At 72.1% G+C, this 26234-nt stretch carries 24 protein-coding genes and 1 tRNA gene; 18 read left to right on the forward strand and 7 right to left on the reverse strand.

What is annotated here, in order from left to right; genetic code table 11:
- Positions 1–111: 111 nt before the first annotated feature.
- Positions 112–351 (reverse strand): hypothetical protein, encoded by a 240-nt coding sequence (locus tag MTDSW087_RS20050; RefSeq protein WP_144766674.1) that lies wholly within the window; start codon positions 349–351, stop codon positions 112–114.
- Positions 352–681: 330 nt separating this feature from the next.
- On the opposite strand from MTDSW087_RS20050, the gene MTDSW087_RS20055 reads away from it, so the two are divergent.
- The 4 genes from MTDSW087_RS20055 to MTDSW087_RS20070 all read left to right on the forward strand — a co-directional run bounded on the left by MTDSW087_RS20055 (position 682) and on the right by MTDSW087_RS20070 (position 2357).
- Complete coding sequence (locus MTDSW087_RS20055) at positions 682–1314, forward strand: DsbA family oxidoreductase (protein WP_144766675.1); 633 nt, start codon at positions 682–684, stop codon at positions 1312–1314.
- 210 nt (positions 1315–1524) lie between these two features.
- A tRNA-Arg gene (locus MTDSW087_RS20060) sits at positions 1525–1601 on the forward strand.
- Between the two features lie 178 nt (positions 1602–1779).
- Positions 1780–2022 carry a hypothetical protein gene (locus tag MTDSW087_RS20065; protein WP_144766676.1) on the forward strand — a complete coding sequence of 81 codons (243 nt, stop codon included), beginning with the start codon at positions 1780–1782 and terminating at the stop codon, positions 2020–2022.
- Between the two features lie 2 nt (positions 2023–2024).
- Positions 2025–2357 carry a hypothetical protein gene (locus MTDSW087_RS20070; RefSeq protein WP_144766677.1) on the forward strand — a complete coding sequence of 111 codons (333 nt, stop codon included), beginning with the start codon at positions 2025–2027 and terminating at the stop codon, positions 2355–2357.
- Between the two features lie 414 nt (positions 2358–2771).
- Here the strand turns inward: MTDSW087_RS20070 and MTDSW087_RS20075 are convergent, their stop codons facing one another.
- Positions 2772–3374 carry a hypothetical protein gene (locus MTDSW087_RS20075; protein ID WP_144766678.1) on the reverse strand — a complete coding sequence of 201 codons (603 nt, stop codon included), beginning with the start codon at positions 3372–3374 and terminating at the stop codon, positions 2772–2774.
- A gap of 457 nt (positions 3375–3831) precedes the next feature.
- Between MTDSW087_RS20075 and MTDSW087_RS20080 the strand changes: the two genes are divergently transcribed.
- From MTDSW087_RS20080 to MTDSW087_RS20095, 4 genes are all read left to right on the forward strand, one after another.
- The gene (locus MTDSW087_RS20080; protein WP_144766679.1) at positions 3832–4125 is read left to right on the forward strand and encodes a hypothetical protein; all 294 of its coding nucleotides are present in this window, start codon (positions 3832–3834) and stop codon (positions 4123–4125) included.
- An 82-nt stretch (positions 4126–4207) separates the two neighbouring features.
- Positions 4208–4729, forward strand: a complete 522-nt coding sequence (locus MTDSW087_RS20085) for a hypothetical protein (protein ID WP_144766680.1) — start codon at positions 4208–4210, stop codon at positions 4727–4729.
- A gap of 153 nt (positions 4730–4882) precedes the next feature.
- Positions 4883–5449, forward strand: a complete 567-nt coding sequence (locus MTDSW087_RS20090; protein WP_144766681.1) for a sigma-70 family RNA polymerase sigma factor — start codon at positions 4883–4885, stop codon at positions 5447–5449.
- A gap of 3 nt (positions 5450–5452) precedes the next feature.
- A complete protein-coding gene (locus MTDSW087_RS20095; RefSeq protein WP_144766682.1) occupies positions 5453–6106 on the forward strand; it encodes an NrsF family protein in 654 nt (217 codons plus the stop codon).
- A 4-nt stretch (positions 6107–6110) separates the two neighbouring features.
- On the opposite strand, the gene MTDSW087_RS20100 is transcribed toward MTDSW087_RS20095, so the two are convergent.
- Positions 6111–6626, reverse strand: a complete 516-nt coding sequence (locus MTDSW087_RS20100) for a YcgN family cysteine cluster protein (protein WP_144766683.1) — start codon at positions 6624–6626, stop codon at positions 6111–6113.
- Positions 6627–6913: 287 nt separating this feature from the next.
- On the opposite strand from MTDSW087_RS20100, the gene MTDSW087_RS20105 reads away from it, so the two are divergent.
- From MTDSW087_RS20105 to MTDSW087_RS20130, 6 genes are all read left to right on the forward strand, one after another.
- Positions 6914–9151 (forward strand): transglycosylase domain-containing protein, encoded by a 2238-nt coding sequence (locus MTDSW087_RS20105; RefSeq protein WP_144766684.1) that lies wholly within the window; start codon positions 6914–6916, stop codon positions 9149–9151.
- Between the two features lie 58 nt (positions 9152–9209).
- A complete protein-coding gene (locus tag MTDSW087_RS20110; protein ID WP_238178795.1) occupies positions 9210–9848 on the forward strand; it encodes a DUF1214 domain-containing protein in 639 nt (212 codons plus the stop codon).
- Positions 9845–10444 (forward strand): DUF1254 domain-containing protein, encoded by a 600-nt coding sequence (locus MTDSW087_RS20115; RefSeq protein ID WP_144766720.1) that lies wholly within the window; start codon positions 9845–9847, stop codon positions 10442–10444. Before MTDSW087_RS20110 ends, MTDSW087_RS20115 begins: the two co-directional genes overlap by 4 nt.
- Before the next feature lie 107 nt (positions 10445–10551).
- Positions 10552–10965, forward strand: coding sequence for a cupin domain-containing protein (locus MTDSW087_RS20120; protein WP_144766685.1), 414 nt, complete (start codon positions 10552–10554; stop codon positions 10963–10965).
- A gap of 104 nt (positions 10966–11069) precedes the next feature.
- The gene (locus tag MTDSW087_RS20125; protein ID WP_144766686.1) at positions 11070–12125 is read left to right on the forward strand and encodes a cysteine synthase A; all 1056 of its coding nucleotides are present in this window, start codon (positions 11070–11072) and stop codon (positions 12123–12125) included.
- Between the two features lie 114 nt (positions 12126–12239).
- Positions 12240–12395 (forward strand): DUF3309 domain-containing protein, encoded by a 156-nt coding sequence (locus MTDSW087_RS20130; protein ID WP_142582539.1) that lies wholly within the window; start codon positions 12240–12242, stop codon positions 12393–12395.
- 72 nt (positions 12396–12467) lie between these two features.
- On the opposite strand, the gene MTDSW087_RS20135 is transcribed toward MTDSW087_RS20130, so the two are convergent.
- Positions 12468–13901: a S1 family serine peptidase gene (locus tag MTDSW087_RS20135; protein WP_144766687.1), complete on the reverse strand. Its 1434-nt coding sequence runs from the start codon at positions 13899–13901 to the stop codon at positions 12468–12470.
- A 198-nt stretch (positions 13902–14099) separates the two neighbouring features.
- Here MTDSW087_RS20135 and MTDSW087_RS20140 point away from each other — a divergent pair, with 198 nt between their 5' ends.
- From MTDSW087_RS20140 to MTDSW087_RS20150, 3 genes are all read left to right on the forward strand, one after another.
- Complete coding sequence (locus tag MTDSW087_RS20140; RefSeq protein WP_144766688.1) at positions 14100–19409, forward strand: alpha-2-macroglobulin family protein; 5310 nt, start codon at positions 14100–14102, stop codon at positions 19407–19409.
- A gap of 4 nt (positions 19410–19413) precedes the next feature.
- Entirely contained in the window at positions 19414–21519 is a 2106-nt protein-coding gene (pbpC, locus tag MTDSW087_RS20145; protein ID WP_144766689.1) for a penicillin-binding protein 1C, read from the forward strand.
- 218 nt (positions 21520–21737) lie between these two features.
- Positions 21738–22781 carry a cytochrome-c peroxidase gene (locus MTDSW087_RS20150; protein ID WP_144766690.1) on the forward strand — a complete coding sequence of 348 codons (1044 nt, stop codon included), beginning with the start codon at positions 21738–21740 and terminating at the stop codon, positions 22779–22781.
- 169 nt (positions 22782–22950) lie between these two features.
- On the opposite strand, the gene MTDSW087_RS30315 is transcribed toward MTDSW087_RS20150, so the two are convergent.
- On the reverse strand, positions 22951–23112 hold the full coding sequence (locus tag MTDSW087_RS30315) for a hypothetical protein (RefSeq protein ID WP_186383929.1): 162 nt from the start codon (positions 23110–23112) through the stop codon (positions 22951–22953).
- 239 nt (positions 23113–23351) lie between these two features.
- On the opposite strand from MTDSW087_RS30315, the gene MTDSW087_RS20155 reads away from it, so the two are divergent.
- Positions 23352–24410, forward strand: coding sequence for a hypothetical protein (locus MTDSW087_RS20155; RefSeq protein WP_238178792.1), 1059 nt, complete (start codon positions 23352–23354; stop codon positions 24408–24410).
- A gap of 68 nt (positions 24411–24478) precedes the next feature.
- Here MTDSW087_RS20155 and MTDSW087_RS20160 read toward each other — a convergent pair whose 3' ends face one another.
- Together MTDSW087_RS20160 and MTDSW087_RS20165 are read right to left on the reverse strand one after the other, a co-directional pair.
- Positions 24479–25189 (reverse strand): MarC family protein, encoded by a 711-nt coding sequence (locus MTDSW087_RS20160; RefSeq protein WP_144766691.1) that lies wholly within the window; start codon positions 25187–25189, stop codon positions 24479–24481.
- 165 nt (positions 25190–25354) lie between these two features.
- Positions 25355–26089, reverse strand: coding sequence for a methyltransferase domain-containing protein (locus tag MTDSW087_RS20165; RefSeq protein ID WP_144766692.1), 735 nt, complete (start codon positions 26087–26089; stop codon positions 25355–25357).
- Positions 26090–26234: the final 145 nt, after the last annotated feature.

The following is a 26234-nucleotide window of genomic DNA, read 5'->3' on the forward strand; positions in this document are numbered from 1 at the left end:
ACCAGGTGACGGGCATGCGCGTAGAAGGTCATGCACCGCGGGCCGGCTTGACCACTGTTGTGGGACTCGTCTCAGATCGTCCTACAACGGCACCAGCTGAGACGCCTCTTGTCAGGTCCCCTCTGGCTTGGGCGCCCCGTCCAGAACCTTATCAACGATCAGCGGAACGTGGTGAGCGTTGCGGACCAGGAAGCAGCGCGCACGCTCGAGAACACCTTCTGCATCAGGATCTTTGAACTCGCCTGGCTCGAACTGCGCCATCTCGGCATGCAGGTTCGTGGCGAGGATGGCTGCAAGCTCGGTGATGAGGTCGCACGGATCGCTGTGCTCGTCGGATGATCCACCGGCCATGGGCTGCTCTCCCCTCTGCACGCCCTACGAGAATGGTCTCGGTGCGATCCTGCACCATGAGCCGACCGCTTGCCATGGTTCGCCGCACCATTGGATCGCCGCGGGCTGGCAACATGCGGGTGCGACCGCCGCGCGAGCTGGCCGTCTCGGCCAAGCTGCTACGATGGCCACTGGCTGGCGCCAAGTTCTCTGGCTGCTCTGGGCAGCCGAGGGCTGCCAAGCCTGTCTGTGGCGCTCTGTGCGCGTTCTACGGGCCTTCCATGCCATGGCGGGGGAGGCGTAGCGCCTCAGGCTGCCGACAGCCATGTGGTGCACGAGAAGGAGCACTCCATGCCGCTGACCATCTCCGTGTTCTCTGACGTGATCTGCCCCTGGTGCTACCTCGGCAAACGCCGCCTTGAGCACGCCCTTGATCAGCTCGGACTGCACGAGATCACCAAGGTCGAGTGGCTCCCCTTCGAGCTCAACCCCGACATGCCGGCCGAGGGCATCAAGCGCTCCGTCTACCGCGCACGAAAGTTCGGGGCGGAGCGCAGCGCTGAACTCGACGCGCAGATGACTGAGCTGGGGCGTGAGGTCGGGATCAGCTTCGCCTTCGACCGCATGCGGCGCACGCCCAACACGCGAAAGGCTCACGTGCTGATCGCGGCCGCCCGCCAGCAGGGCGGGGGAGGAGCACTCATGGAGGCGCTGTTCCGGGCCTACTTCGAGGAAGGCCGCGACATTGGCGATGAGGCGGTCCTCTTGGACGTTGCCGATGGAGCGGGTCTCGACCGGCAGGCGGCATTGGCAGCCCTGAATAGCGATGAGTTGCGCGCACTCATCATGAGCGTCGAGGCCCAGGCAGCCGAGATGCAGATCAGCGGCGTGCCCTTCTTCATCGTCGACCAGCAGTGGGCTGTCTCGGGAGCTCAGTCAGCTGAGCAGTGGGTCAAAGCTCTACGGCCGGCGGCCCTCGCGTAAAAGCACACTTCAACCACGCCGCGCGCCGTCCGCATCCGGGGCGCAGCAGCGGTGCACCCGCAACCTCCCGCCGGCACCGCGCGCAACCCGGCACGATTCGACCGTGTGACCTTTGCCTGCGGAGGGCTGCGCGAGGATCCCTTCGAGCCCAATCTCTTCCGCATGCCCGTTGCGCGGTCGATGCCGTTCGGCTAATCACAGGGCGGCTCAGCACCCGTAGCTCAGCTGGATAGAGCGTTGCCCTCCGAAGGCAAAGGTCACACGTTCGAATCGTGTCGGGTGCGCCAATTTTCTCAATGATTTAGCTCTATCCTGGCCTCGTTCGGAATGGGTCTGCGGAAGCAGCAGGCAGGCCCGCGACGAATCGTGCGGTCTGATGACGCATGCCGGCTGACCGCCAAGGATGGACACCTCGGCAGGACCGGCTGAGCGCCGAACGCACCCTTTCAGAGGAAAAGCCGCACGATGCCGATCAAGGCGCTCAACGACCGCAAGAAGCTTTCCAGCGAGTTCAACGAGGCCAACGACGCCTTCATCGACGCGGTGCTCGGCGCGCTGCAGGCCGGCGAGATCCCGCTCGATCTGGCCCGCGCCTATCTCGCGCACCCGGTCGCCATGATGCATGCGGACGGGGCTCAGGCGGTGGCCAACTATTTCGAGCGAATCCTGTCGCAGCAGCCCAGGATCGACTGGACGCCGGGCGCCTGATCGTGACGCCGGCCCTGGCCTCCGAGATGCTGGCGGATCGCCTCAACGGGATCGAGGCGGCGCTCGTGCAGGCCCGGCTCGGTCAGCCATCGGCGGTGCAGGCGCTGCGGGATCACCTGCTCGACATCCTGACGCTGGTCGAGCGCGATCCCGGCCTGGATGCCGCGGCCGACGACCTGCATCGGGCAGCGCTCGCGATAGCCGAGACCGGACAGGCGGATTCAGGCACGCGCGCGCGGCATGAACGTCTTCTCGGCGATGCCCGCGGCCGGCTGCTGCAGCGGCTCGAGGCGGCGGGCTTCGAGCTTGTACATTCCAGCGAGCCGAAGCGCTGATCCCGGCCGCGAGACCGACCCACGATCTCTGACGTGAGCGGGGGTTGAGGTCTCATCGTCAGGGTGAGAGTGCCATGCCTGATACCGCGTCCGGTTGATCGGACCGGACGCGGTCTCGGTCAAGCCCGCGCGGCGCCTGAGCGAGGGCGACATCCGCCATCCCGGGGGGATCACCCGGATGTCGTATGAGACATGCAAGGTCAGCCTCGTCTCTTCCAGAGGCACTGGCCTGGAAGAAAATTCACCTCTCACATTCATCATTACTGTTCTTAATAGTCTTATTTCTTGCGCCAAACGTCTGACGATTCAGATCCGCACAGAACGATCAAGATATCTCTGATAGATCGAATTTTCCGAAATTTATTTATTCCTTCCATGCGTTACATTTCAAAACAACGACGGCGCGAAGACCGTTCACGGCCACGCCTTCTGCAGATTGGAAACGGTTTTCGCGATGATCGTGCACGGCGGCATGGGCTTGCCGAGACCGCCCCAAGGCTGGATCTTGTCGGCACCTGCGCTGTTTCCTTGCACGAATTCACCGGGATAGCAGAACACATCCTCCAGCGTGTGCTCATCGTTGCTCAGTCCGGCGGCGTGAATGAACTCATGCACCAGGATGAAGCGGCGCGCGTCGGGGCCAACCTCACGTGACTTCTTGTTCGCATCGTCGATCCGCGGCGTGGCCGGAACGAATATGAAGGAACGATCGATCAAGCCCGTATCCTGCTCCGTCACGGGAACCGTAAGCCCGTGCAGCCCGTCCCCGGAAAAGGCCTTGGAATATGAGGCGCCGCGATAGCTGAAAGATGCCTGTTTTGCCACGGCGTCGACGATGATCTGAGCGCTGCCTTCTTCCTTGGCTTCGGTCAGCGACACCTTCACACCATTGTTCGACATCAGATCGTTGAAGATCTTGATGGCGTCGCGGAGCACGGTGGTCCAGGCTCCGCCGGCGAAGCCGCCCTTTGCAAACACAGAGAGTGGGCTGGGATGGTTCCAAGATTTGACGGTCATGATGCCCTCCACTCGGAACATGGAAGCAAGGCAATCATCCTTGCCCGCTATTCCGCTCAGGGCAAGCACAAGATCATGCGACCGCCGACATAAGCTTGGCAGCCTGCGGCAAACTCAGCATCCTGGCTGATCTCGGACGCCTTGCCAAGGCCTCGGGTCGCGGCGGTCGCCACGCCATCAAGCACAGCCGCACGCGAATCCAGGCTGAAGGGTCTCGGAATGCGGCGACGCGCTCGGGCCAGGCCGCGGTCCCCATCCGGCTGAGATGACGACCAGTCGGCCGACCGGCATCCTCCGCCGCCGATTCCGGTCCGACCGGACGCGGTCTCAGACGGGCAGCGCTTCGTCAGGCTGCCGACGAGGAGACCGGGCCCAGGCCGCGCAGAGGCCCTGCACTTTACGACAGGGTCAGCGTAGCCGTACCATCACGCGCTCGTGAACCACGAAAGGAGGGACCATGAAGACGCTCGCCCTTACGGCTCTCGCAGCCGCTGTCGCAGGCACCGTCCTCATCGCACCGGCGGCCGAGGCACGTCCCGGCTACCGCGGCGGCCATGGCTATCACGGCGGCTATGGATACCGCGGCGGCTATCGTCACTACGGCTACCGGCGCGGTCCGGGAGTGGGTGGCGCCCTGGCCGCGGGCGCCGCGCTCGGCATCATCGGGGGCGCCATCGCGGCGTCACAGGCGCCGCGCTACTACGCCCCGGCCCCGGCCTACGGCTATTACGATCCCTATTACGGCTACTGAGATCGGCGATCTCACGATGCCACCCATCGGGGCACCCAACGGTGCCCCGTTTTTCTTGGTTTTCGGCTCTCCACGGAAGCACATGACCGTCCGCGCGACTTCGACCTGCCGCTGGGCGGCTGCCCTCTCGGCCCTGATGACCGTCCTCGCGGTCCCGGCCGGCGCGCAGACGGATGCCGGCCCCTACGGCTTCTCGGTCCAGGTGTCCCTCTCGCCCAAGGCGCTCAAGAAGCTGACGGACATCTCCGAGAGCGTGACCGTGCGATCCTTCTACTACGGCACGATGGAACGGAAGCCGACGCGCGCCGACATCAAGCGCGCGCGGGCCGAAGGGCGCGAGCCCGATCAGATCGAGATCACGGGAGACACCGCGACCCTTCCTGCCGCCGGCGGCACCGCCGCGATGGCCGGGCGCGGCGTCCCCGGTGCGGATGTGGCCGCGATCGGGAAGAATCCGGTCAAGGTGAACATCAACGTCTTCTCCGCCCGGAAGGCCGCGCCGGACAACCTGCTCGATTGCGACCTCTTCGACGATGCGGTCGCCGTCGCGCGGGCCAAGCCGATCGCCATCACGTGCCGGTTGATCGGCGAGGCGCCGGAGTAACCGCCGCGCCGCGCCGGCGAATGGCGGATGGTGCGGCGCGTGCCGTGCCGGCAACCGCGATCCGCCATGCTTCTCACCCTCGCCCCCGGTCCGCACTTCCCCCTTCGCGTGAGGGCGTTAGAATCCGGTGCCCAGGGACGCGGCGGAGCGGCGATGGCGCTTGAGGAGAAGCTCGCCGGCGCGATGCGGGCGGCGCAGGGCGGCGATGCCGCGGCCTACCGCGCGCTGCTGCGCGACTGCCTGCCGGTGATCGCCGCGAGCCTGCGCGCGCAGGGCCTGCGCGGCGAGGCGGTGGACGATGCGGTCCAAGACACCCTGATCACCCTGCACCGGGCCCGGGCGAGCTACGATCCGGCCCGGCCGTTCCTGCCCTGGCTGCGCGCCATCGCGCAGCGCCGGGCGATCGACGCGCTCCGCCGGACCGGCCGGCGGCCGCGCGAGGTGCACGACCCCGTCGCCTACGAGGCCGAGATCGACGACCTTCCGCCGCCCGGGCAGGCCATCGAGGCGCGGGAGCGCGCGGCGGAGCTCGCTCGCGCCGTCGCCGCCCTGCCCGCCGGCCAGCGCCAGGCGGTGGAGGAGCTCGCCCTGCGCGAGCGCTCCCTCGACGAGGTCTCGGCCGCGACCGGGCGCAGCAAGGTCGCCCTGAAGGTGAACCTGCACCGGGCCATCAAGGCCCTGCGGGCGAGCCTCGCGGGCGGCTCCGACAGGGGGGCGTGAGCGATGGCCGTCCACCGCACCCGCCCCGTCGACGACCTCGTCGGCGACCTCGTCCGGGACCTGCGCCCGGTCCGCCCCCTGCCGCCGCCCGGCCTGCGGGCGCTCGCCTGGCTCGGCGCCGCTTGCCTGATCGGCTTCGCCCTCGCGGCGCTCGCCGAGATTCCGGACCTGCGCGAGCGCCTCGCCACGCCGGACCTGCGGATGGCGGCGGCCGGCGCCCTGCTCACCGCGGTCACGGCGGCCTATGCCGCCTTCGCCACCAGCGTGCCGGGGCGGCCCGCCGCCTGGGCGCTGCTGCCCCTGCCCGCCGCCGCCCTCTGGATCGGCGCGAGCGGCCTCGGCTGCCTGAAGGCCTATCTCGCGCCGGTCGCCGAGGCCCACGCGCAGACGGGCCTCGGCTGCTTCGGCTTCCTGACCGCCGTGTCGCTGCCGCTCTCCGCGCTGCTGGTGCTGATGCTGCGCCGGGCCTGCCCGCTGCGGCCGAACCTCACCGCGGCGCTCGGCGGCCTCGCGACGGCGGCCGCGGCCGCGACGCTGCTCGTGCCCTTCCATCCGGAGGAGGCGACGGCCACCGACATCGCGATCCACGGGGCGACGGTGATCGCGGTGATCGCCCTCAACGGGCTCGCGGGCGGGCGGCTGCTCGCCCGGGGCTGATCCCTCAGCACTCCTCGTCCTCGGGCATCAGCCCCGGCCAGTCGACGATGCGCTCGGGATACTCCTCGTCCGCGAACTCCTCCTCGTTCCCGGAGAGGCGGCCCCGCACCGAGATGCCGGCCTCGTGCACGCTGGCGGCGCGGCCCGAGACCAGGGGGTGCCAGGCGAAGAGCGGCTCGCCGTCGCGGACCAGGCGGTAGGCGCAGGTCGGGGGCAGCCAGGGAATGGTCCGCACCGCCTCCGGGGTCAGCCGCACGCAATCGGGCACCCGCTTCTGGCGCCGGGCGTAGTCGCGGCAGCGGCAGCCGATCCCGTCGAGCAGCGTGCAGCCGATATCGGTGTGGTGGACCTCGCCGGTATCCTCGTCCTCCAGCTTGATCAGGCAGCAGCGCCCGCAGCCGTCGCACAGGCTCTCCCATTCCTCCGGCGTCATCGCGTCGAGGGACTTGGTGCGCCAGAACGGCTCGGACGGAACGGCGGCGACCGCGCCGGGGCGGCGCGGGGCCTTCGGGCTTCCCATCGGGAATGCCTCTCGGATCGGGGAGCGGGATGCCCTCCTCTGCCGCAAGGCGGGGGCGGGAGCAAGCGGAGCGGGCCCCGCCACCGCTGCGCCCCATTCGCGCGGCAAGGTTAACGCTGCGTTCTGCGGCGGCCCCGCACCCGGAACCCCGCCTCGCGCGTTCCGTCTCCGGGACCCGTCCGCACGATCCGGTCGACGCCCGGCCTCGCGGACGGGCGCGGGGCTTGGTAAGAAGGGTCGGCTCCCGTCGCTGCCGCGTGGTGCCCGAGAAGCCGGATCCCAGAATCGTGCGTCTGCCGAACCTCAAAGCGATCCGGACCCGCATCCAGCACGCCGCGCTCGGCTTCGATGCCTGGGTGAACGCCGCCCTCTACGACAGCGGCCGCTCGACCGGCGAGGGCTACGGGCGCTTCCAGGCCGTGATGCACCGCTTCTCGGTGCGGGGCTGGAAGCGCGCGGCGATCGACCTCACCAGCGAGGGCGTCACCATCGGCACGGGCGGCCTCCTGCTGATGCTGGCGCTCGCCCAGCCCGCCTTCAACCTGACCAGCGAGAACTGGCTGAAGCAGCAGGACCTCGCCGTCACCTTCCTCGACCGCTACGGCGTCGAGGTCGGCCGCCGCGGCATCAAGCACGACGACTCGCTGAAGCTCGACGAGTTTCCCGACATCATGATCAAGGCGCTGGTCTCCACCGAGGACCGGCGCTTCTACGAGCACTGGGGCATCGACCCGATCGGGACGATGCGCGCCCTGGTGAACAACTCGCGCGGCGGCGGCAACGTCCAGGGCGGCTCCTCGATCACGCAGCAGCTCGCCAAGAACCTGTTCCTGACGAACGAGCGCTCCCTCGAGAGAAAGGTCAACGAGGCCTTCCTCGCCCTCTGGCTCGAGTTCCACCTCAGCAAGAACGAGATCCTGAAGCTCTATCTCGACCGCGCCTATATGGGCGGCGGCACCTTCGGTGCGGTGGCGGCGGCGGATTACTATTTCGGCAAGCCGCTCAAGGACATCAGCCTCGCCGAGGCCGCCATGCTGGCCGGCCTGTTCAAGGCGCCGACGAAATACGCGCCCCACGTCAACCTGCCCGCCGCCCGCTCCCGCGCCGTGGACGTGCTGCACAACATGGTGGAGGCGGGCTTCGTCACCGAGGGCCAGATCCAGACGGCCCTGCGCAACCCGGCGACGCCGGTGACGCGCACCCGCGACATCACGGCCGACTACTACCTCGACTGGGCCTTCGGCGAGATCAAGACGATGGCCGATGCGGGCAAGTTCCGCAGCGACCGCGTGCTCACCGTGAAGACGCCGCTCGACGTGGCGATCCAGAAGCGGGCGGACGAGGTGGTGGCCAACGTGCTGCGCAAGTCCGGCGACGCCTACGACGTGGACGAGGCGGCGATGGTCATCCTCGATCCCGACGGGGCGCTGCGCGCCATGGTCGGCGGCTCCGATTACGGCGAGAGCCAGTTCAACCGCGCCACCGACGCGCTGCGCCAGCCCGGCTCGTCGTTCAAGCCCTACGTCTACGCCGCCGCCCTGTCCTCGGGCCTGTTCCGGCCGGACACCACGGTGGTCGATTCCCCCGTCTGCATCGGCAACTGGTGCCCGCAGAACTACGGCCGCTCCTATTCGGGCCGCCAGCCCATGTGGCTCGCGGTGGCGAAGTCGATCAACACCATCCCGATCAAGGTCTCGATCGCGCTCGGCAAGGGGATGGGCATCAGCCACGAGGCCCGGGCCGCCAAGGCGGGCCGCCAGAAGATCATCGAGACGGCGCATGCCATGGGCATCACCACGCCGCTGACCGACTCGGTCTCGCTGCCGATCGGCTCGGCCGAGGTCACGGTGATCGACCAGGCGGCGGCCTACGCGGTCTTCGCCAACGGCGGCAAGCGCGCCAAGCCCTACGCCGCCATGGAGGTGAAGAACTCCTCCGGCGAGGTGATCTACCGGCACGCCGACGAGAAGCCCGAGCAGGTGCTCTCGACCCAGGTCGTGGCCGACATGAACTACATGCTCAACAAGGTGGTCGAGGAGGGCACGGCCCGCCGCGTCCAGATCGAGGGCGTGAAGATCGCCGGCAAGACCGGCACCACGAACGGCTACAAGGACGCATGGTTCGTGGGCTATACGGGCAACTACGTCGCCGCCGTCTGGTACGGCAACGACGACAGCACCTCCACCAACAAGATGACCGGCGGCTCCCTGCCCGCCCAGACCTGGCACGACGTGATGGAGCCTGCCCACCAGGGCATCGAGCTGAAGCCCCTGCCCGGCCTGAAGACGCCGCAGGCCGGCGCGCAGGCGGCGGCGCCGAGCGCCCCGACCAACCCGGCGGCGAGCACCTACGGCAAGCTCTCGCGGCGCTCCTTCGAGGTGATCAGCGGGGTCAACGGCCTGTTCCGCGCGATCGAGCCGGCCGCGAAGCCGGGCTCGCGCGTCGAGGCCGAGAGCCTGCGTGACCTCGCCGGCGGCGTGGCCGAGCGCGGACGCCCGGCCGGCGCCCGCGTCGAGACCCGGTGAGGTGTCCGTGACCCTGCGGACGGCGGAGACCGAGGTGGAGGCGGCGCGCCCTCCGACCTTGCGAATCCTGCGATCGGCGCTGCGATCGGCGCTGCGATCGACTTGGCGGCGCGGCTCCGGCGTCGGCCTCGCCCTCTACGCGCTCGCGCTCGGCGGCGTGCTCGGGCTCGCCAGCGCGGATTGGGCGACGCGGGGCGGCTACCCGTTCGGCGGCGTGACGGTCGGCGCCTGGACGCTGTGGCCGCGGGCCGGCTCGACCGCGGCCGACCCCTATACCCGCGCCGTCAACGCCCGGCGCGGCGAGATCCCGCTCGCCGTCGGCGAGGGCCTGCTGATGACGGCTGCGGCCGACGATGCCGGCCGGACGCTCGACGCCGCCTGCACCTACAGCATCACCGGGGCGACCCCGCCGGCCCGGGCCTGGACCCTGACGGTGACCGGCCGCGGCGCGGTCGATCCCGCCCGGCCCGTGATCCGCGAGAGCTTCACCTCCACGGAGGTCCTGCGCGAGCGGGACGGCCGCTTCGCGATCACGCTGGGTCCCGAGGCCGAGCCCGGCAACTGGCTGCCGAGCCCCCGCGCCGAGGGCCCCTTGCGCCTCGCGCTGCGCCTCTACGACACCCCGGTCGCGGCGAGCGCCGGCTCCCTGGACCGGGATTCCGTCCCGGCGATCACGCGGGTGGCGTGCCGCTCATGACGTTCCGCTTCGCCTACGCCACCGCCTGCGGCCTCGTCCTGGCCGGGCTCGTGCACATCGCCACGGTGCTGGCGATCCCGCGCCTCTCGGAATCGGACGCGCTCTCCCGCGCCGGCAGCAGCGAGAGCCTCGACCATCCGCTGCCGATCTACACCCTCGCCACCGGCGAGAACCCGGCCCCGGCCGAGGCGTGGCTGCCGGCGCCCGACCCCTCGGTCGCGGTCGGCGTCTGCGCCTACGACCTCGACGACGGCCCGACCCGCGTCTCGGCCCGCACCGGGCCGCTGGCGCTCTCGCTCGCCGTGCACGGCCGCCGCGGCGCCTTCTACGCCGTGACCGACCAGGCGGCGGTGCGCGGCGCCCTCGACCTCGTGGTGCTCACCCGCGCCCAGTACGACGCGGCGCTCGCCAACGACGACGAGAACGAGCCGAGCCGCGACGTGCGCATCGTCGCCCCCGAGCGCCAGGGCTTCGTGGTGGTGCGGGTGATCGCCGGCCTGCCGAGCCAGCGCCCGGCCGCCAACGCGGCGGTGCAGGCGGTCTCCTGCACCATCGACAGCACGGACGAGGACGCGCCGGCCAAGCCGAACGGCTGAGCGCCTGCCTCTCACCCGGGAACGAGTCACGGGAAGCTGACTTCCGCCGCATCCTGGCGCATCCTAACCTGTATCCGATCCGGGAAACGGAGCACGGGGAGGTCGGCATGCTGACGCGACGCTGGTTCGGAGCCTGCCTGATCTGCGCGGGCGTCGACGGCTTCGCCGCCACGGAGGCGGCGGCGCAGGGCGCGCCCGCGGGCCAGGTCAAGCGCAAGCTCCTGAAGCGGACCGAGGCCGGAACGGGCAACCTCGTCACCCTGCTGATGGAGGTCGAGGTCCCGGCGGGCGTCGAGGTTCCGCGCCACACCCATCCGGGGATCGAATCGGCCTTCGTGCTGGAGGGCGAGGCCGAGCTCTACGTGCAGGGGCAGGAGGCGGTGCCGGTGCGGCCGGGCGAGGGCTTCCAGATCCCGCCGGAGGTGCCGCACGGGGTGCGCAAGGTGGAGAAGCCCCTGCGCCTCGCCATCACCTACGTGGTCGACAAGGACAAGCCGCTCGTCGCCCTCGCGCCGGCCTGAGGAGATCCGGCTTCTCCGCGAGGCCGCCCTCCGGAGCGGTCCGGTCATGCTTGGCCCGAAATCCCGGCACCCCTTTCTCCGGGCGATGCGCTATGAGGGATGCCATGAGCCGCGCCGCCCCCGATCTCTCCCCCCGCCCCGACGTCCTCGCCGCCATCGGCAACACGCCGCTGATCCGGCTCCGCCGCGCCTCCGAGGAGACGGGCTGCACCATCCTCGGCAAGGCGGAGTTCCTCAATCCCGGCCTCTCGGTGAAGGACCGCGCCGCGCTCTCCATCGTGCAGGATGCCGAGGCGCGCGGGCTGATCCGGCCGGGCGGCACCATCGTCGAGGGCACGGCGGGGAATACCGGCATCGGCCTCGCCCTGGTCGCCTCGGTGCGCGGCTACCGCACCGTGATCGTCATCCCCGAGACCCAGTCCGAGGAGAAGAAGCAGACGCTGCGGCTCGCGGGCGCCCGCCTCGTCGAGGTGCCGGCCGTGCCCTTCGCCAACCCGAACAACTACGTGCACGTGGCCCGCCGCCTCGCCGAGCGGCTCGCGGCGACGGAGGCCGCCGGCGCCTTCTTCGCCGACCAGTTCGACAACGTCGCCAACCGCCAGGCCCATGTGGAGGGGACGGGCCCCGAGATCTACGAGGCGACGGGCGGCGCGGTCGACGGCTTCGTCTGCGCGGCCGGCACCGGGGGCACGCTCGCCGGCGTCGCCGAGGCGCTGCGGACGCGCAAGGCCGGGGTGCGGATCGCCCTCTCCGACCCCGAGGGCTCGGCCCTCTACGCCCACTACACGACCGGGACGCTCAAGGCGGAAGGCTCCTCGATCACCGAGGGGATCGGCCAGGGCCGCATCACCGCCAACCTCGCCGGCTTCACCCCCGACCATGCCTACCGCATCCCCGATACCGAGGCGCTCGAGATCGTCTTCCGGCTGATGCGCGAGGAGGGGCTCTCCCTCGGCGGCTCGTCGGGCATCAACGTGGCGGGGGCGATCCGCCTCGCCCGGGAGCTCGGGCCCGGCCACACCATCGCGACCATCCTCTGCGACGGCGCCGCTCGCTACGCCTCGAAGCTGTTCAACCCGGCCTTCCTGGCCGAGCGCGGCCTGCCCCAGCCCGACTGGCTCGGCGCCAGCCCGGACCCGCTGCCCGACTGGCGGGCCTGAGCCTGAAAACACAGGTGGTATAGCGGATTAAAATCGATCTTCGGTTGAACGGTCCGGCCGATTTCGGCGTTGCACGGTCAAGCTCGCGCCCCGCGCGACGACCGGAGAACCCCGATGTCCCTCGTCACCATCCTGCTCATCATCCTGATCATCCTCGCCTTCGGTGGCGGCGGGTTCTACGGCGGCGGCGCCTATCGCGGCCCCGGCTTCGGCCTGGGCGGCATCCTGCTCATCATCCTGATCGTGCTGCTGGTGAGGGGTGGGATCTGACGCTCGCCTGACATTGCCGGTTCGACGCGATCACACGCGCCGAACCGGCATCCATTTCGGCTCGAGAGCGCTCTAGCGGGCGCAGCTCACCGCCACCACGGCCGGCCGGACCGCGCCGGCCACCGCCCCGAGGCTCATCGCGCCGCCCTTGCCCGCATCGCGCGGCGCGATCCCGGCCGCGCCGAGGACATCCGCGACAGCCGCGCCCGCGGCGAGCGGCACCGCCAGCGGCGGCACCACGCCCGCGACCAGCCGCGGGGCGGTGGGATAGCGCGCGACGAGGCCGGCGAGGCGTCCGGCCCGGTCGAAGACGGGCGCGCCCGCGGCACCCGGCTGCAGGGGCGCGACGAGCCCGCCCGGTCCGGCCGTGCCGGGCGCGACCGCGACACCCTCCGCACCCGCCGCGAGGACGACGAGGCTCTCCTCGGCGGCGAGCGGCTCCGTGCGCGCGGCGAGCGGGACCGGCACCGGCAGGCCCGACGCCTCCAGGATGGCGAGGCCGCTCGCGGGATCGCTGCGCAGGACTTTGGCCGCGGCGCCGCCGATCCGCGGGGCGCAGCCCTCCCCGATCGCGGCCGCCGTCAGAACCCGGTTCGGCGCCACCACGAGACCGGTCCCGGCGATCCGGGCGGCAGCCGGTGCGGGCCGCGCCGCCGCGGCCGGCGGCGGCACGGGCGTGGATGCCGCGGATGGCGCGGGAGCCGGCGCCGCATCGGGGAAGGGCACGAAGCTGTTGGCGATGGCGATGACGAGGCGGTCGACCTCGCCCGCGAGCGCCCGGTCGTAGCCGAGCGCGAAGCCGCGCACCCCCGCCGCGCCCGCGGCGTAGCGGACATAGGAGCGCCCGCCCGGCGTCTCAGCGGTGACCACGATGAAGTCCGGCCGCTTCAGCTTGTAGGTGACCTTGCGCTCCGGCATCGGCGCGGTGGCGCGCTCGAACAGGCCGTCGAGATCGGCGGCCCCCGGCGGGAAGGCGCGGCTCTCCAGCGTCACCCGGCCGTCCGCGCTCTGCCATCGGGTCCCGGCGGGCAGCGGGCCCGGCAGCGGGCTGCGCTTCGCGAGGAGCCGCTCCGGCACGCCGAGCACGGCGCCCGTCGCCGGATCCGCCTTCGCCGTGAAGCGCGCCGCCTTCCGTGCCGCCTCGCCGGCCGCCAGGATCTTCGCCCGCACGGGCGGGGCGAGCGGGTCGCCGCCCCCGTTGCGCCCTTGAAAGGCGTTCAGCGCCTCGAAGGTGCGCCGGCCGAAGGTCCCCGCGAGGACGCTGTTGTAGTCGCCGGTCCAGACCAGAGCGTCCTGCAGCGCCTTGCGCTCGGCCTCGGGAAGCACCTCGAACGCGGCCCTCGCCGCCTCGAAGGCCGGGTCGGCGGGCGCGGATGCGGCGGCCGGGGCCTTCGGGGCCGGCTTCGGCAAAGGAGCCTGCAAGGGCGCCTGCAAGGGCGCCTGTGCGGAAGCCGGCGCGCCGAGGCCGGCGGCGAGCAGGAGGGCGAGCCCGAGACGGCGCGGCATGGGCGCTGATTCCCATCGACAAATCCGCGGCGAAGGTGGCAGGCCCGCCGGGCGAAAGCCAGAGCGGAGGCCGACGGTCCCACCGCCGCGTGCGGGCTGGCACGAGGGTAGCGATTGCGGCGCCCGCGGCAGATGCTACCGTCCCGCCCCGTCGCGCCGGATTCGTCGATCCGGCCGGGTCCAGCCGCGGAGCGGGTGATGGCGGTTTCGTCGGGTGTCGTGCGCCGTCTGGCGCTGCTCGCAGGCGCCCTCGCGCTGGCCGGGCCCGTCGGCGCGCAGCAGGCGCCGCCACCCGCCGCGCAGATGCCGGCGAGGCCGGCCGCCAAGCCCCCGGCCAAGAAGTCCTTCCAGCGCGAGGCCCTCGCCTCCGCCGGCGTCCGCCTCGAGGCGGCGCTCGCGGCGGAGGCGAACGCGCCTGGCCGTAACCCCGCGCAGGCCCGTCGCGAGGGCGAGGCGCAGCTCCAGTCCGGCCGCGCCACAACAGCCCTCCCCCTCCTCGCGGCGGCGGTGACGGCGGACCCGGCCGACCCCCAGAACTGGCTCGCCTATGCGCGCGCCGCGGACGCCTTCGGCAACGACGAGAAGGCCGGCAGCTACAACGACCGCTACCGGCGCCGACAGGCCGCGCTCGCCGCCGCCTACCAGGCCTATCTGCGCGCGGCGACGCCCCAGGCCGAGGCCCGGGCGCTCGCCTTCCTCGGCGAGGCGCAGGCGCACCAGTCCGAGTGGCGCCCGGCGCTGGAGGCCTACCGCGCGAGCCTCGCCCTCGACGACCGCGAGACCGTGCGCGAGACCTACGAGGCGCTGCGCGAGGAGCACGGCTTCCGCATCCTCGACTACAAGGTCGATGCGGATGCCGCCGCGCCGCGGGCCTGCTTCACCTTCTCGGAGACGCTGGCGCCCAAGATCGACTTCACGCCCTTCGTCGCGGTCTCGGGCGCGTCGAACGCCGCCGTGACGGCGGAGGGCTCGCAGGTCTGCGTGGACGGGCTGAAGCATGGCGGCCAATACGCCGTGGTGCTGCGCCAGGGCCTGCCCTCCTCGGTGGGCGAGACCCTGCTGAAAGCGGCCGATTACGAGATCTACGTCCGCGACCGCTCGCCCCAGGTGCGCTTCACGGGCCGCAACTACGTCCTGCCCCGCACCGGCCAGGCCGGCGTGCCGCTGCTCTCCGTCAACGCGCCGAAGCTCGACGTGGAGGTGCTGCGCATCGGCGACCGCGGCCTGCTCCCCGCCCTGCGCTCGGAGGAGTTCCTGAGCCAGCTCACGGGCGCCACCGCGCAGACCATCGCCGAGCAGAAGGGCGTGCGCGTCTGGAAGGGCACGCTGGAGACGGCCAAGGCCGAGCAGAACCAGGAGGCGGTGACCGCCTTCCCCGTGCTGCAGGCGGTCGGGCGGCTGGAGCCCGGCATCTACATCATGCAGGCCGCACCCACCGGCGTCGCACCCGCCACCGGCGAGGAGGGTGGCTACGAGCAGAAGGCGACGCAGTGGTTCGTGGTCTCCGACCTCGGCCTCACCGCCTTCAAGGGCCGCGACGGCGTGCATGTCGTGCTGCGCTCGCTGGCCTCCGCCGAGGCCGTGGCGAATGCCGAGATCCGCCTGATCGCCCGCAACAACGAGGTGCTGGCGACCCGCAAGACCGATGCGCGCGGCTACGCCGCCTTCGATCCGGGCCTCGCCCGCGGCGAGGGCGGCATCGCGCCGGGCCTCGTAGTGGCGCAGAGCGGCGAGGATTACGGCTTCCTCGACCTCAACCTCTCGGCCTTCGACCTCACCGACCGCGGCGTGAAGGGCCGGCCCGATGCGGGCGCGGTGGAGGCCTACCTCTTCCCCGAGCGCGGGGTCTACCGCTCCGGCGAGACGGTGCAGGTCACCGCACTCCTGCGCGACGCGAAGGGCGCGGCGGTGCCGAACCTGCCGCTCATCCTCGTGGTCAAGCGCCCGGACGGCGTCGAGTTTCGCCGCGTCCAGGTCGCCGACCAGGGGCTCGGGGGGCGCAGCCTGTCGCTGCCGCTGCTTTCGAACGCCATGCACGGCACTTGGCGGATCGCCGCCTATACCGATCCGAAGGCGCCCGCCCTCGGCGAGGCGAGCTTCCTCCTGGAGGACTACGTCCCCGAGCGGATGGAGATCGATCTGAAGCCGGCCAAGCCCGCGCTCCGCAAGGGCGAGCCGGCCGAGATCGCGGTCGCGGCGCGCTACCTCTACGGCGCGCCGGGCTCCGGCCTCGACGTCTCGGGCAGCGTCGCGGTGCAGGCCGCAGCCAGCAGCGGCATCCCGGGACTGGAGGGCTTCACGGTCGGGCTCGACGACGAATCCTTCGAGGCGACCACGCAGGAGATCGAGGGGCACGGCACCACCGACGCCAAGGGCTCCGCCGCGATGACCGTGCCGGTGCCGAGCCCGGCGAGCCCGCGCCCGCTGGAGGCCAAGATCACGCTGGCGGTCGGCGAGCCGGGCGGCCGCGCGGTCTCGCGCAGCCTCACCCTGCCGATCCTGCCGGACGGGCCGGTGCTCGCCATCCGCAAGACTTTCGCGTCCGACCTCGCCGAGGGCGCGACCGCGACCTTCGACGTGGCGATGGCGACGCCCGACGGCCGCCGCCTCGCGCAAGGCGGCGTGACCTGGACCCTGTCGCGGATCGAGCAGACCTACCAATGGTACCGCGCGGACGGGCGCTGGTCCTTCGAGCCGGTGAAGTCGGTGCGCCGCGTCGCCGATGGCAGCCTCGCCCTCAACCCCGACGCGCCGGGGCGGATCGCAACGCCGCTGAGCTTCGGCAAGTACCGCCTGGAGGTGGCCGCGCCCGGCCAGGCGGCGCAGGCCGCCAGCGTGACCTTCGAGGTCGGCTGGGGCGGCTCCGAGACCGCCGACGTGCCCGACCGCCTCGACCTCACCCTCGACAAGGCGGCCTACAATTCGGGCGAGACCCTGCGGGCCCGGCTCGCGCCGAAATTCCGCGGCCGTGCCACTCTTGCCGTGGTCAGCGACCGGGTGCACGAGGTCATGGACGTGGCGGTGCCGGAGGGCGGCGCCACCGTCACCCTCCCCGTGAAGGCCGAATGGGGCGCGGGCGCCTATCTGGTCGCCACCGCCTACCGCCCCCTCGACCAGGCGGCCAAGCGCCTGCCGGGCCGGGCGCTCGGGCTCGCCTGGTTCTCCGTCGATCGCGGGGCGCGCGGCCTGGAGGTGGCGGTGGACGCACCCCAGAAGGTGCGCCCGCGCCAGGACCTCACCCTGCCGGTGCGCCTGACCGGGCTGAAGCCCGGCGAGGAGGCGCGCATCACCGTGGCGATGGTCGATGTCGGCATCCTCAACCTGACCCGCTACGAGGCGCCGGACCCGACGAAGTTCTTCTTCGGCCAGAAGGCCCTCTCGGCCGAGATCCGCGACCTCTACGGATACCTGATCGACGGCATGCAGGGCACGCTCGGCGCGATCCGCTCGGGCGGCGACGCGAGCGCGGGCGAGCTCGCCGACTCGCCCCCGAGCCAAGCGCCCCTCGCCCTCTATTCGGGCGTGGTCACGGTCGGGCCGGACGGGCGCGCCGCGGTGACCTTCCCCGTGCCCGCCTTCAACGGCACCGGCCGCGTGATGGTGACCGCCTGGAGCGGCAACCGCACCGGCCAGGCCCAGGCCGACGTGGTGATCCGCGACCCCGTGGTCCTCACCGGCACCCTGCCGCGCTTCCTCAATGCGGGCGACCGCTCGCGCTTCTTCGTCGCCCTCGACAATGTCGAGGGACAGGCCGGCGAGTACACGGTCGATCTGGATCTCGCGGGGCCGGTGCTCGTCGGCGCCGAGGCGGCGCAGCGCAGGCTGACCCTCGCCGCCGGCGCCAAGGGGCAGCTCGTGGTGCCGTTGACCGCGGCCGGCCCGGGCACGGCGCGGCTCGACCTCAACCTCTCCGGCCCCGGCCTGCCCGCGGGCGTCGGCCAGAGCTTCAGCCTCCCCGTCTCGCCGGGCACCGGCGCTCTGGTGCGGCGCAGCCTGCGCACCCTGGAGCCCGGCGCCAGCCTGCAGATCACGCCGGATCTGCTCGCCGACATCCTGCCCGGCACCGGCACGGTCTCCGTCTCGGCCTCGGCCCTGCCGGGGCTCGACGTCGCCGCGCTGCTGCAGGCGCTCGACCGCTACCCCTATGGCTGCTCCGAGCAGGTGGTGAGCCGGGCGATGCCGCTCCTCTACGTCAACAGCCTGGCGAGCCTCGACAAGCTCGCCATCGACGACGGGCTGGACGAGCGGGTGCGCGGGGCGATCGACCGGGTGCTCGCGCGCCAGGATTCGAGCGGCGATTTCGGCCTGTGGTCGGCGCAGGGGTCGAACGACCTCTGGCTCGACGCCTACGTCACCGACTTCCTGACGCGGGCCCGCGAGCGCAACTTCGCGGTGCCGCAGACCGCCTTCAACCTCGCCCTCGACCGCCTGCGCAACGCCGTGGCCAACACCACCGAGGTGCGCGACGGCGGCCTCGACCTCGCCTATGCGGCCTATGTGCTCGCCCGCAACGGCCGCCCGGTGAGCGGGGACCTGCGCTACCTCGCCGACACCAAGCTCGGCGAGTTCACCACGCCGCTGGCCCGGGCGCAGATCGCCGCGGCGCTGGCGCTGCTCGGTGACCGCACCCGCGCCGCCAAGGCGCTCGACTCGGCCCTCGGGGTCCTGAAGAGCGAGCGCGACGGGCAGGGCTACCGGGCCGATTACGGCTCGCGCCTGCGCGACGGGGCGGGCCTGCTCGCGCTCGCCGCCGAGTCGGGCCTCGCCCGCGAGGCCCTCACCCCCGTGGCCGCGGTGCTGACCGAGGAGCGCGCCTCGGGCCGGACCACCAGCACACAGGAGAATGCCTGGATGGTGCTGGCCGCCGCCGGCCTGACCAAGGAGGCGCAGAACCTGTCCTTCAGCCTCGACGGCGCGCCGCTGACGGGCTCGCTCGCCCGCACCTACCGGGGCGCCGCCCTGGAGGCGAAGCCGGTGACGCTGGTCAATACCGGCCGCGCGCCGGTTCAGGTGGCGGTGGGCATCAACGGGAACCCGATCGCGCCCGAGCCCGCGGAATCGCGCGGCTACGCGATCGAGCGGAGCTATCACCGCCTCGACGGCAGCGCCGTCGATCCGGCCCAGGGCATCCGCCAGAACGACCGCCTCGTGGTGGTTCTGAAGGTGACCGAGAAGCAGGCGAGCGCCGCCCGTCTCCTCCTCGTCGACCGCCTGCCCGCGGGCCTCGAGATCGACAATCCGAAGCTCCTCGACGCGGACGCGGTCCAGGGCCTCAGCTTCGTCAAGACCGACGTCGCCCCGGCCCATACCGAGTTCCGCGACGACCGCTTCGTGGCCGCCTACGACCGCACGCCGGAGCAATCGGCCTTCTTCACCGTGGCCTACACGGTGCGCGCCGTCTCGCCCGGCAGCTACGTGCATCCCGGCGCCACGGTGGAGGACATGTACCGCCCCGAGCGCTTCGGCCGGACCGCCTTCGGCTCGGTCGAGATCGCGGCGGCGCGGTAGGGCGATGGGCAGGCGGCCGGATCCGGCTCCCGCCCCCGCAAAGGGGGGCGGGAAAGCGTTGCGGCGCCTCGCCCTCGCGGCCCTCGCCGTCCCGGCCCTGGCGGCCGGCGCCCTCGCGCTCCGGCCCCTCGCGGCCCTGCCGCCCCTCGACCTGGCGCAGGCCGAGCTGCGCTCGACCATCGTCACCGACCGGGCCGGGACCCTGCTGCGCCCCTTCGCCACCGCGGACGGGCGCTGGCGCCTGCCGGTGAGCGCGGATTCCGTCGACCCGCGCTTCATCGCCATGCTGACCGCCTACGAGGACCGGCGCTTCGCCGAGCATGGCGGCGTTGATCCGGCCGCTCTGCTGCGCGCGGCCGGCCAGTGGCTGCGGCACGGACGGATCGTGTCGGGGGCCTCGACCCTGTCGATGCAGGTGGCCCGCCTCGTGGAGCCGCGGCCGGAGCGCTCGCTGGCAGCCAAGCTCCGCCAGATGCTGCGCGCCCGCGAACTGGAGACGCGGCTCGGCAAGCGCGGCGTGCTCGACCTCTACCTCGCGCTCGCCCCCTATGGCGGGCCCGTCGAGGGCGTGCGGGCGGCCTCGCTCGCCTATCTCGGCCGCGAGCCGGCCCGGCTCTCCTTCGCCGAGGCCGCGCTGCTCGTCGCCCTGCCGCAGGCGCCCGAGGCGCGCCGGCCGGACCGATTCCCCGAGCGGGCGCGGCGGGCCCGCGACCGGGTGCTCGACATCGTCGCCGCCCGCGGCCTGATCACGCCGGCGGAGGCCGCCGCGGCCAAGGCCGAGCCGGTGCCGGCCCGGCGCCGGCCCTTCCCGATGCTGGCGGCCCATGCCGCGGAGGCGGCGGTGGCGGCCGATCCGGAGGCCCGCATCATCCGCCTCGGCCTCGAAGCGCGCCTGCAGGCGAGCCTCGAAGCGCTTGCAGGCGAACGCGCGACCGCCTCGGGGCCCGGCCTGTCGGCGGCGATCCTCGTCCTCGACAACGCGACCGGCACGGTCCTGGCCCAGGTCGGCAGTCCCGGCTATCTCGACGCGGACCGGCGCGGCGCCATCGACATGACCCAGGCGGTGCGCTCGCCGGGCTCGGCGCTGAAGCCCTTCATCTACGCGCTCGCCTTCGAGACCGGGCTCGCCCATCCCGAGACCCTGCTGGAGGACCGGCCCGCCCGCTTCGCCGCGACCTACGCGCCGGAGAATTTCGACCTCACCTACCAGGGCACGGTGACGGCCCGGCGCGCCCTGCAGCTCTCGCTGAACGTGCCGGCGGTGGAGCTTCTGGAGGCGGTGGGGCCGGCCCGCTTCATCGCCCGCCTGCGCGCGGGCGGGGCGAACATCCTGCTGCCGCGCGACGCCGCCCCCGGCCTGCCGGTGGCGCTGGGGGGCCTCGGCATCACCCTCACCGACCTCGCGCGGCTCTATGCCGGCCTCGCCCGGGGCGGGGCGGTGCCGGCGCTGACCCGTCGGGCCGACCGGCCGCCGGCAGAGGGCGAGCGGCGCATCGCCGAACCGGTGGCTGCCTGGTACGTCGCCGACACCCTGCGCGGGGCCCCGCCCCCGGAGAACGCCCTGCCGAACCGCATCGCCTACAAGACCGGCACCTCCTTCGGCTACCGCGACGCCTGGGCGGTCGGCTTCGACCGGCGCATCACCGTCGCGGTCTGGGTCGGCCGGGCGGACGGGGCCGCGGTGCCGGGCCTCGTCGGCCGGCTCGTCGCCGCGCCGATCCTGTTCGACGCCTTCAGCCGCTACGGCGGCGAGCCGGTGCCGGTGCCCCGCCCCGAGGGCGTGCTCGCGGCGACGAATGCCGCCCTGCCCCCGCCGCTGCGCCACATCCGGCCCGACCAGAAGCTGCCGGGCACGGCCCAGGCCCTGAAGATCGCCTACCCGCCGGACGGCGCCCGGATCGATCTCGGCCTCGCCGAGGCGAATCCCGCCGGCCTCGCGCTCAAGGCGCTCGGCGGGGTGCCGCCGCTGACCTGGATGGTCAACAGCCTGCCCGTGGAGGTGAGTGCCCGGCGCCAGTCGGAATGGAAGCCGGACGGGGCCGGCTTCGCGCGCATCTCGGTCCTCGACGCGGCCGGCGGCAGCGACAGCGTCGTGGTCCGCATCGAGTGAGCGGATCCCGGGTGTCGAGAGGGGTCACCCCTCTCGCGGGTCCAGGGCAGCGCCCTGGGGCTTCAAGCCAGGGCTCCGCCCCGGCACCCCGCCAAAGGGATGATCCCTTTGGAATCCCGGTCTCCTGAAGCGTGGCCGTAGGACCAAAGTCTACAGGACCGCCCGGATTCACGTTTCATCAACGGGTTGCGCCTAGTCCTCCTCCCCAGAGAGGTCGGATGGCGTGGAAGATCGGCACCGCCGCCGCGGTGACCCTCGTGATCGCAGGCGTCGCGGGCTCGGCTCTGCCGGGGCCGGCAGCGCAGCGTGCCGAATGGCGCGAGGGATACCGCACGCCCGCCGCGATCCCCTTCCCCGAGGACAATCCCTACAGCTCGGCCAAGGCCGAGCTCGGCCGCCGGCTGTTCTTCGATCCTGTCCTTTCGGTCGACCGCGACCGCTCCTGCGCCACCTGCCACGTCCCCGACCTCGCCTGGGCGGACGGGCGGCCGCGCGCGCAGAGCAAGCAGGGCGGCGATCTCGACCTGCACACCCCGAGCCTGCTCAACGTGGCGTGGCAGGACGGGCCGCTCGGCTGGGACGGCAAGTTCCGCACCCTGGAGGCCGTGCCCTTCGGCCCGATCATCGCCCCCGGCAATATGGGCCTGAGCGAGGCCGAGGCCGTGCGCCGCCTCGCCGCCGAGCCGGACTACAGGGCCGCCTTCGCCGCGGCCTTCCCCGATCCGACCGTGACGCGACCGCGCATCGAGGCGGCGCTCGCCACCTTCCAGCGCCTGATCGTCTCCACGCCCGCGCCCTTCGACCGCTGGATCGCCGGCAACGAGGGCGCGATCCCGGAGGCGGCCAAGCGCGGCTTCGACCTGTTCAACGGCCGGGCGAACTGCGCCGCCTGCCACAGCGGCTGGTCGTTCAGCGACGGCTCGTTCCACGATATCGGGGTGGGCCGGGACGGCGATATCGGGCGCGGGCGGCTGAAGCCGAACTCGCTCGCCCTGCGCTACGCCTTCAAGACGCCGACGCTGCGCGACGTCGCCCAGCGCGGCAGCTACATGCATGACGGCTCGCTCACGAGCCTGGAGGCGGTGATCGACCTCTACGACCGCGGCGGCATCGACCGCCCGAGCCGCTCCCGCGAGATCCGGCCCCTCACCCTCAGCGCCGGAGAGAAGGCGGACCTGCTCGCCTTCCTGCGCACGCTGACCGCCGGCCCCTCCACGGCGCCGGCGGTGGCCGAACTGACCGAGACGCCGCCGACGCCTTAGGGCGCTCTCCGCCGAAGTGGATGCCGGTTCGGCGAAAGAAAGCGCGCCTAAACAAAGGCTTAGAGCCGTGCCCCGTCGCAACGCGATCGGGAACGGCTCTAGGGCGCCCGCGCGGACCACGCCTCGGCCGGCAAGGGCCTGCGGGTCAGAAGCCTGCAATCAGGGGTAATCAGCGGAACAGCGGCAGGCAGCAGCCGAGCAGCGCGAGCCCCGAGACGAGGAACAGGCCGCCATAGGTCTCGCAGGCTTGTGCACGAAGGCCCGCGCGCGGCGCGGCAACCGCCAGCGCGACGCCAAGACCGAGGCTCGCAACGCTTGCGAAACCGACCATTCAGGATCCTCCAAGCTCGACTGCGGACGAGTCATTGCAAGAAATCCTGAGCAGAGGCTTAAGTTCACGTGGCTAATTCGATCGTTGTGGATCGGCGCGCCGCCGGCACTCCGTTCTGCACGCAACCCACAGCGTTAACTGTCCCGGTAAAGAACTCTTAACACAACCTTGTCGATCAAAGTGAACCGTCCGTAAATGCCGATGTCGGCCAGACAGAGCCGCAGTTCGGCGAGGCTTCCATGCGGACGGTCCGGGGTTTCAGGGGTCGTTTGGGCACCGCGGCGGCTCTCGCCGTCCCCTTCGCCGCGTTCGCCACGGAGGCGAGCGCCCACGTCAAATGGTTCTGCGCCTTCGACGTCGCCGGCCAGCCCCGCGGGTTGGAAGAGGTGCTCTGCGCCGATTTCGAGTGGCTCGTCGGCATCGCGCTGGCCTGCCTGATGCTCGGCTGCCTCGCCGAGGGCACGCCGGTCGGCACGGCGCTCCTCAACGCCCTCGACCGGGTCACCACCCGCATCCGCACCGACACGCACTTCCTGGTGCGGGTGACGCTCGGCTTCTTCTTCGTCTCGCTCTGGTCGCTCGGCGGCATCATCCTGACGCCGGAACTGAAGACCGACGCGGCCTGGATCCCCTGGCTCCAGCTCGGGCTCGCGGGCCTGCTGATCTCGCCGCGCACGACGCCCTTCGTCGGCTTCGGCATCGTCTTCCTGTTCGCCTACGCCACCGCGCAGTACGGCACCTTCCACCTCGCCGACTATCCCGTCTTCCTCGGCGTGGCGGCCTACCTGATCCTCACCGGCCTCGGCGTCACCGTGCTCGGCCTGCGCCCGATCGACGTGGTGCGCTGGGCCGCCGCGATCACCCTGATGTGGGCCTCGGTCGAGAAATGGGCCTACCCGCACTGGACCGACCCGCTGATCGCGGCCAAGCCCGCCATGACCATGGGCGCCTCGCCCGAGCTGTTCATGAAGGCCGCCGGCGTCATCGAGTTCACCCTCGCCTTCGCCCTGATCTGGACGCCGCTGGTGCGCCGGATGAGCGCGATCATCCTGGCCGGCATCTTCATCTCGGCGGTGTTCGAGTTCGGCAAGATCGACGCGATCGGCCATTCCGGCATCATCGTTGTCCTGCTCGGCATCGCCGCCGACGACGCCCGCGCCGTGGCCAGCCGTCGGCAGGTGGTGCTCGCCCCGGCCTATTACGGCGCGGCGCTCGCCGGCTTCCTGGCCCTCTACTATGTCGGCCACGCCCTGCTCTTCGGCGGCCCGGCCGAGCTGACGGGCGTGCCGGTGATCTGACGAGCGCACGCGGTCTGGAATGGCGGCCGGTCCGATCTTCGGGCCGGCCGCTGCCGTTTGGGCGGGGCTCAGCGGCCCGCGAACATCGGGCCGAACACGTCGATGATCCCGCTGATGGTGATCTGGGTGCCGACGCAGAGGAGCAGGAAGGCGAAGAGGCGCCCGAGCACGCGGGCGCCCACCGGCCCGATCAGGCTGACCACCCGGTCGGCGGAGGCGTAGAGCAGCACCACCGTGACCGCGACGCAGAGCGCGGCGGCCGAGACGCCGACATAGAAGGCGATCCGGTCGGCCGGCAGCGCCGGGCGGTTCGAGCCGAGCGTGATCGCGACCGCGATGGTGCCGGGCCCGGTGGTGAAGGGCAGGGTCAGCGGGAAGAAGGCGATCTCGGCCAGGGCCTCGCGCCCCCGACGCGCGGTCTCGGGGCTGGCCGGCGGCCCTGCTCCGGCCTCCCCCACCTCCGCCTGCTTGCGGGCCTCCCGCGCCTCCGGCCGGTTGAGCAGGCCCCAGGCGGAGGTCGCGACCACGAGGCCGCCCGCGATGCGCAGGGCCCCCAGCGAGACGCCGAAGAAGCTGAGGATCGGCGCCCCCGCCCAGAGCGCGGCGACCATCACCAGGGCCGCGTAGACCCCGATCCGGCGGGCCAGCTCGATGCGCTCGGCATGGCTGTTGGCCGCCGTCACCTGCGCGAAGATCAGCGACCCGCCGATCGGGTTGACGATGGAGAACAGGCTCGACAGCGCGAGCAGGAAGCTCTGGAGGGCCGACTCGATGGGCATGATTCGCTCCACGTCGGAGACGCCTGGAGCGCTCCCCGCCGATAACGGGCACCGGTCCGGCGCGAGAGCGCGCGTCGGAACAAGAGCTTAGGCTCGTTCCTGCTCGCGACGCGACCGGGCACGGGCCTAACGCAGTTGGAGCGCGGCGGCAAAGTCGGGAGGCCGTCAGCCCGGCGCGGGGGCGGGCACCAGCACCCGCGCCGGGGCGAGCCGCCGGGCCCGGCGCACCTGCTGCACGGCGACCGGCCGGTAGAGCTGCTTCGTGGCGTCGACCACGTGCAGGCCGGCAAACGGCATGGCGAGCGAGGTGCCGAAGCGCTCCCAGGCGGGGGCCGTGCGCAGCATCAGGCGCGAGCGGACCGGGGGCATGTACAGGGTCTCGGCCCAGCCCTCCGGCGAGAACAGGGTGTCGCGCATCAGCCGGCCGAGCTGCGAGCGGCTGTAGGGCTGGCCGTGGCCGAAGGGCGTGGCCTCGCGGCGGGCCCAGACGCCGCGGCGATTCGGCACCACCAGGATCATCCGCCCGCCGGGGGTGAGGGTGCGCCAGACCTCCTGCAGCAGCTCGGTGGGGCTCTCCACCGATTCGAGGGCGTGAACCAGGATCACCCGGTCCACCGCGGCCTCGGGCAGCGGCATCATGGTCGGATCGGCGAGCGCCGCGCAGGAGCGGCCGGCGCCGGGCCAGTTCACCACCCCCTGCGTCGCCGGCATGAAGGCGAGCGTGCGCTCGGCGATGCAGTGCACGGGGCCGAGATAGGGCGTGGCGTAGCCGAGCCCGAGCACGCGCAGGCCCGAGACCGAGCCGAGGAATCCGTGGATCGCCCGGCCGACAAGGCGGTGGGTCACCGCGCCGAGGGGGCTGGCGTAGAAGGCCCGCAGGTCGGTAACGTCGAGGCGCATGAGGGTTCGCGGGATTCGGTTCGGAGCGGGCAAGCCCTCGCGCCGGCGCCCGCCCTGCTTCAATGGGGAGCCGGAGGCGTCCCGGCAAGTTCCATGGCGGCACCTGCGGCCGGAACCCACGGGTTCCGGTCACGGTTGTCTGCCC

This window comes from Methylobacterium dankookense (assembly GCF_902141855.1).
GTDB classification, from domain to species: Bacteria; Pseudomonadota; Alphaproteobacteria; order Rhizobiales; family Beijerinckiaceae; genus Methylobacterium; species Methylobacterium dankookense.